A 5,342-nucleotide genomic window follows, 5' to 3' on the forward strand; every position below is an offset into this window, starting at 1 on the left:
ACTGCAGGCGGCGCTGCAGGTCGCGCCGCAGACGGCCGTGTGGGCGCCGGGGACCCGCGCCGCCTGACGATCTAGACTGGGAGTATCCCCGTTTCGAAACCAGGTTCCACCGTGTCCACCGCCACTCCCGCGCCATCCGCAGCTGCACCGCGCTTCGCACTGCGGCATGTGCAGCTCGCGCGCGCCGGAATTGCCGCCGTCGCCGCGATCATGGTCACGTTCTCGTCCGACCACTCCGCGGCGGTCGGGCTCTCGGTCTTCAGCGGTTTCGCCATCGTCACGGGCCTGATCGAGCTGGTGTCGGCCTGGCTGACCTATCCGGCTGGGCGCCGCGCCGTGCCACTCACGCTCGGTGCGCTTTCGGTCGTCGCGGGAATGCTCGCCGGGATCTTGGTCTGGCGTTCCACGACCTTCTTCTTCGCCCTGGTGATCTCATGGGCGCTCGTCACGGGGTTGATCGAGGCGATCGGGGCGCTACGCGAGCGACGCTCCCCCGCCCTGCGGGCAGAGGCGCGCGATTCGCTCGTCGTCGGCATCTTCACCGTGTTGCTCGGCCTCGGCCTGCTGCTCGTACCCGCGCAGTACGCGCTGAGCTACCGCATTGACGACGTCGACACGGAGTTCACGCTGACCGGGATCATCATCGCGGTCGGGATCTTCGGTGCCTACGCGGCGATCGTTGCGGTCTTCCTCGGAATCGCAGGCTTCTCGCCGCGCCGTGATGCCATCGACGCCGGATCGCGCGACGCGGATGTCGCGGGCACAGCCGCTCCGGACGCCCGCACTGCGCCGGCACGGCGCGAGGAGGAGAGGGCATGACCGATCGACCCACCCGGCGCGAGCTCATGCGCCCGGTCCAGCTGCTCGGCGTCGCCTTTGTCTGCGCGGTTTTCGCCGCGGTGGTGACTTTCGTTTCCACCGGGGGCTTTCAGCCCAGCGTGGGAGTCCTCGCTCTGCCGCTGACCGCCATCATCGGCGGCGTCACGTTCATCGTCGTGCTCCTGGGGCTGTCGCTACTGCTGCTCGCGGTCGACCCGGCGCAGGTACAGAAGCCCATCGACCGCGCCGTGCTTCTCGACGACGAGCCGGACGACGCGCCGCGTTCCTGACTCGTCCGCGGTGCGCGGGTGTCGTCTCGCTGCGCTCGCTCAACGGGCGACCGGGCCCGGTCATTGAGCGAGGCCCGCAGGGCAGAGTCGAAATGACGTCGGTCACTGAGCTCGTCGAAGTGACTCGCAGTATCCTGCCGCTCAGCCCTCGCGGTCGATGAGCTCCGCCGCCAAGCCCGTGTACGTCGCAGGCGTGAGGGCGAGCAGTCGGGCCCGAGCTTCTTCGCCGATGTCGAGCCCTCGCACGAACTCGGCCAGATCCGCGGAATTCACGCGCCGACCCCGGGTCAGTTCCTTCAGTAGCGCGTAGGGGTCGGAGATCGTCGAGCGACCCGCGACGACCTCGGCCCGCACGACCGTCTGGATGGCCTCACCGAGCACTTCCCAGTTGGCGTCGAGGTCGGCCGAGAGCAGGTCCTGCGCGAGCGCGATCTCGTCGAGGCCGCGGCGCAGGTTGTCGAGTGCGAGCAGAGAGTGACCGAAGGCGACACCGATGTTGCGCTGGGTCGACGAGTCGGTCAGGTCGCGCTGCAGGCGACTCGTGACGAGCGTCTGCGAGAGCGAGGCGAACAGGGCGCCGGCGATCTCGAGGTTCGCCTCGGCGTTCTCGAAGCGGATCGGGTTGATCTTGTGCGGCATGGTCGACGAGCCCGTTGCGCCCGCGATCGGGATCTGCGTGAAGTATCCGAGCGAGATGTACGTCCACACATCCGTCGCCAGATTGTGCAGGATGCCTCCGGCGTGACGGGCGCGGTCGTACAGCTCGACCTGCCAGTCGTGGGACTCGATCTGGGTCGTGAGCGGGTTGAAGCCGATGCCGAGAGACTCGACGAACTCGCGCGCCACGAGCGGCCAGTCGACGTCGGGGCCCGCCGCGAGGTGCGCGGCCCACGTTCCGGTCGCGCCCGAGAACTTGCCGAGGTATTCGGATGCCTCGATCGCCCGTTCGACCCGCGCCAGGCGAGCCGCGAAAACGGCGATCTCTTTGCCCATCGTCGTGGGCGTCGCGGGCTGGCCGTGCGTGCGCGAGAGCATGGGCGCCGCGCGGTGCTCGACCGCGAGCTCGTCGAGGCGCTCGCGCACCGCCGAGAGGGCCGGCAACCAGACACGCTCGACGGCGCGCTGAACCGTGAGCGCGTAGGCGAGTGAGTTGACGTCTTCGCTCGTGGCGGCGAAGTGCGTGAGCTCGGCGATGCGGTCCAGGCCGAGCGTGGCCAGGCGGTCGCGCACGAGGTACTCGACGGCCTTCACATCGTGCCGGGTGATCGCTTCGCGCTCGGCGAGCCAGGCGATCTCATCCGCGCCGAACGAGCGGTAGAGCTCACGCAGCGCGTCGCGCTCGGAGGCTGCCAGGGGCGTTGTTCCGAAGAGCGACCGATCGGTGAGTGCCAGCAGCCACTCGACCTCGACCTCGACCCGTGCGCGGTTGAGCCCTGCCTCGGAGAGGTACTCCGCGAGGGGCGCGACGACGCCGCGGTAACGGCCGTCGAGGGGGCTCAGGGGCTGCGGGGGAAGGGACGTCACGGGGATGCTCCGAACGGGAAGGCGGCGGTGCGCGATCCCGGACGAAGGGCGGGTTCGAGCTGGCGGAAGAGCGACCGGGTCGCGTCCTCGATCATACCGAGCACGTCATCGAACATTTCGGTGGCGGCGTAGTACGGGTCCGGAACATCGAGCGTCGTCGGGCTGGGGAGGAACCCCAGCAGCAGGGCGACCTTGTCCGCATCCTCTTCCGTGCGTGCCCATCCCCGCAGGATCCGTTCGTGGCTGCGATCGAGCGCGACCACGAGGTCGTTGACGTCGAACGTATCGGCCGTGAACTGTCGGGCCCGATGGCGGCTGCCGTCGTATCCGCGGCGCTGAAGGGCCGCGAGGGTACGCTCGTCGCCCTGCTCGCCCACGTGCCAGTCGCCCGTGCCGGCGCTGCTCGAGGCGACGCGTGCGCCGTGACCCGAGGCATCCGCGAGCTGCCGGAAGACGACCTCGGCCATCGGTGAGCGACAGATGTTGCCCGTGCAGACGAACACGACGCGGAAGGGCGCTGAGGCGTCCAGGTTCCGCGTCATCCGCCCATTCTGCCCGCCCGCCTCTCTCCGCGCACTCTCTGCATCTCCTCCCCACGGGCGGAGGGCGCCCATAATCCCCCATTTCGAGCGATGCGGACCGGAGTGAGGCCCCGGCACGGCCACCCTGAATCGGTGCCCGCTGCCGCCTTTCCCCGCTCCCCGCCGCCCGATCGCGAGTACGACGCCTCCGATGCGTGGCTCGCCGACCTCGTGACGGCGGCGCTGACGCTCGTCGGCGCCGTTGCCGCGGAGTCGGAGTCGGTCGCTGCGGCCCTGATCGCGCTCGAGGGGCGGGTGTCGTGGGAGGGTCCGGCCGCCCGAGACTTCCGGCGGCGCGCCGGTGCCCTCTCGGCCGACGGATTGGCCAGTTCCGCGGCGCTGGATGCGCTCGTCGATGACATTCGAGCTCTCCGCAATCGCGTCTGGACGCTGACGGAGGCGGCGCCCCATGGCTGATGACCTCGACATCCGATCGAGCGGCGCCGCCGCGATCGACACGTCCAGTTTGCGGAGCGCCGCGAACGCGGGGCGCGCGCTGGCCAATCGGCTGCGTTGCATGGACGCGCCTCTCGGCCTCGCCGCGGGATTCATCGCGTCGGTGCCGGGACTGCGCGCGGCCCGCGACGTGCAGCACGAGCTGGCGCGCGAGGCGCGACGGGTCGAAGGACTGGCCGAGGACTGCGAGCGCCTCTCGGTCGCTCTCGACCAGTCGGCCGACCTGTACGAGCTCATCGAGGTCCATGCCGCGTGGTACCTCTCGCAGCACGGCGACGCCGAGCGCACGGCCCTCGAAGCCCGGGCGGGTGTGCTCGGTACGCGGCTGTGGGGCGTCTCGGGGTCGGACGCGGCGTTCGAGATGCTGCTGCGAACGGGTGCGTTCGGGGATGGCGACAGCGGCGGCGCCCTTCGGATGCAGGCGGCCCTGGGCGCGGGTCTGGTCGGCGGAGTGTGGGCAGCGCCGCTCGGGTTCGCACTCGTCGCCGGCCTGCAGCTCGCCGCGGCGGGAGCCAGGAGTACCCGGGTGAACGCCGTACGAGCGCCCACCGCATCCGCGTCCCCGTCGCCCGCAGTGCGCCGGGAAGTCACCGTCACTCCCCTGCGCCGCATGGTGGCAGCGCCGGTCGCGGGTTTCGCCGATGCCGGGAAGCGCCTCTCGGGCCCCGAAGGCGCGCGCGTCCGTGTGGAGCGCTACACGATGCCGAGCGGCGGACGCGAGTGGGTCGTATACGTCACGGGCACCCAGAGTGTCGCGCTCGATGGACCCGAGCCGTTCGACATGCGCTCCAACCTCGCGCTCTACTCGGGTCAGGATGCCGCGGCGAGTGCTGCCGTTCGCGCTGCCCTGGCCGATGCCGGGGTCAGCCCCGGCGAGCCCGTGCACGCCGTTGCCCACTCCCAGGGCGCGATGGCGGCGGAGCTGCTCGCACGGGAGGGCGAGTACGACGTCCGAACGCTCGTGACCTTCGGCGCCCCTACGACGGATCCGCTTCCCGCCGACGTGACCGCGGTCACGATCCGCCACACCGACGATCCCGTGGCCGCGCTCGCCGGTTCGGTGCGCACCGCCGAGCGCGGCGCGCAGGGCGGCTTCATCGTCGAGCGCATGGCCGACCCGCTCCCGGGACTACACGACATCACGATGCCGGCACACGCTCTGACTGCCTACGTCGAAACGGGGGCATTGCTGGATGCCTCCGCGGACCCGCGTGCCCGGGGAATCGACACCCTCTGGAACCGATTGGGAACGGCGGAGTCCGTGCAGGTCACCGAATACAGCGCGCGACGCGTCAGTCGCGGCGACGCTGGCGCTGGGGGCGCAGGATGATGCCGAAGATCCCGTTGATCACGGCGATGATCAGGGCCGCCAGAACGCCCCACCAGAAGTCGCCGACGGTCAGGCCAAACCCGAACCACGACGTGACCCAGGCCGTCAGCCAGAGCAGAAAACCGTTGATGATCAGGGAAATGAGACCGAGAGTGAGGATGTAGAGCGGGAAAGCGATGATCTTGACCACCGTGCCGATGACGGTGTTCACGAGCGCGAAGATCGCGGCGACCAGCAACAGGGTCAGCACGAGCTGGAGCGTCTCCCCCGGAGCGAACGGGGTGACCCTCACCTGCAGATCCGGGATCAGGGTGACGACCCAGATCGCGAACGCATTGATGA

Annotated in this window: 7 protein-coding genes; 4 read left to right on the forward strand and 3 right to left on the reverse strand. The window is 70.0% G+C overall.

The features are described 5' to 3' along the window. Positions 1–111 precede the first annotated feature (111 nt). Entirely contained in the window at positions 112–819 is a 708-nt protein-coding gene (locus MIC448_RS15635; protein WP_051514227.1) for a hypothetical protein, read from the forward strand. Next, complete coding sequence (locus MIC448_RS15640) at positions 816–1,109, forward strand: hypothetical protein (protein ID WP_036301847.1); 294 nt, start codon at positions 816–818, stop codon at positions 1,107–1,109. The genes MIC448_RS15635 and MIC448_RS15640 overlap by 4 nt, the downstream gene beginning before the upstream one ends. A 141-nt stretch (positions 1,110–1,250) precedes the next feature. Here MIC448_RS15640 and purB read toward each other — a convergent pair whose 3' ends face one another. Together purB and MIC448_RS15650 are read right to left on the reverse strand one after the other, a co-directional pair. Then, the gene (purB, locus tag MIC448_RS15645) at positions 1,251–2,633 is read right to left on the reverse strand and encodes an adenylosuccinate lyase (protein ID WP_036301849.1); all 1,383 of its coding nucleotides are present in this window, start codon (positions 2,631–2,633) and stop codon (positions 1,251–1,253) included. Further along, positions 2,630–3,175, reverse strand: coding sequence for a low molecular weight protein-tyrosine-phosphatase (locus tag MIC448_RS15650; protein ID WP_051514230.1), 546 nt, complete (start codon positions 3,173–3,175; stop codon positions 2,630–2,632). Before MIC448_RS15650 ends, purB begins: the two co-directional genes overlap by 4 nt. 132 nt (positions 3,176–3,307) lie before the next feature. On the opposite strand from MIC448_RS15650, the gene MIC448_RS15655 reads away from it, so the two are divergent. Together MIC448_RS15655 and MIC448_RS15660 are read left to right on the forward strand one after the other, a co-directional pair. Next, positions 3,308–3,631 carry a hypothetical protein gene (locus MIC448_RS15655; protein ID WP_036301851.1) on the forward strand — a complete coding sequence of 108 codons (324 nt, stop codon included), beginning with the start codon at positions 3,308–3,310 and terminating at the stop codon, positions 3,629–3,631. Further along, positions 3,624–5,000: a hypothetical protein gene (locus MIC448_RS15660; RefSeq protein ID WP_036301853.1), complete on the forward strand. Its 1,377-nt coding sequence runs from the start codon at positions 3,624–3,626 to the stop codon at positions 4,998–5,000. The genes MIC448_RS15655 and MIC448_RS15660 overlap by 8 nt, the downstream gene beginning before the upstream one ends. On the opposite strand, the gene MIC448_RS15665 is transcribed toward MIC448_RS15660, so the two are convergent. Further along, positions 4,963–5,340 (reverse strand): phage holin family protein, encoded by a 378-nt coding sequence (locus MIC448_RS15665; RefSeq protein ID WP_036301854.1) that lies wholly within the window; start codon positions 5,338–5,340, stop codon positions 4,963–4,965. The genes MIC448_RS15660 and MIC448_RS15665 overlap by 38 nt on opposite strands. Between the last annotated feature and the right edge of the window lie 2 nt (positions 5,341–5,342).

This window comes from Microbacterium sp. C448 (genome assembly GCF_000582705.2).
GTDB classification, from domain to species: Bacteria; Actinomycetota; Actinomycetes; order Actinomycetales; family Microbacteriaceae; genus Microbacterium; species Microbacterium lacus_A.

Coding starts and splice junctions, on each gene's coding strand:
- MIC448_RS15660 (WP_036301853.1), top strand. CDS start 3,624: ATGGCTGATGACCTCGACATCCGATCGAGCGGCGCCGCCGCGATCGAC.
- MIC448_RS15650 (WP_051514230.1), bottom strand. CDS start 3,175: ATGACGCGGAACCTGGACGCCTCAGCGCCCTTCCGCGTCGTGTTCGTC.
- MIC448_RS15640 (WP_036301847.1), top strand. CDS start 816: ATGACCGATCGACCCACCCGGCGCGAGCTCATGCGCCCGGTCCAGCTG.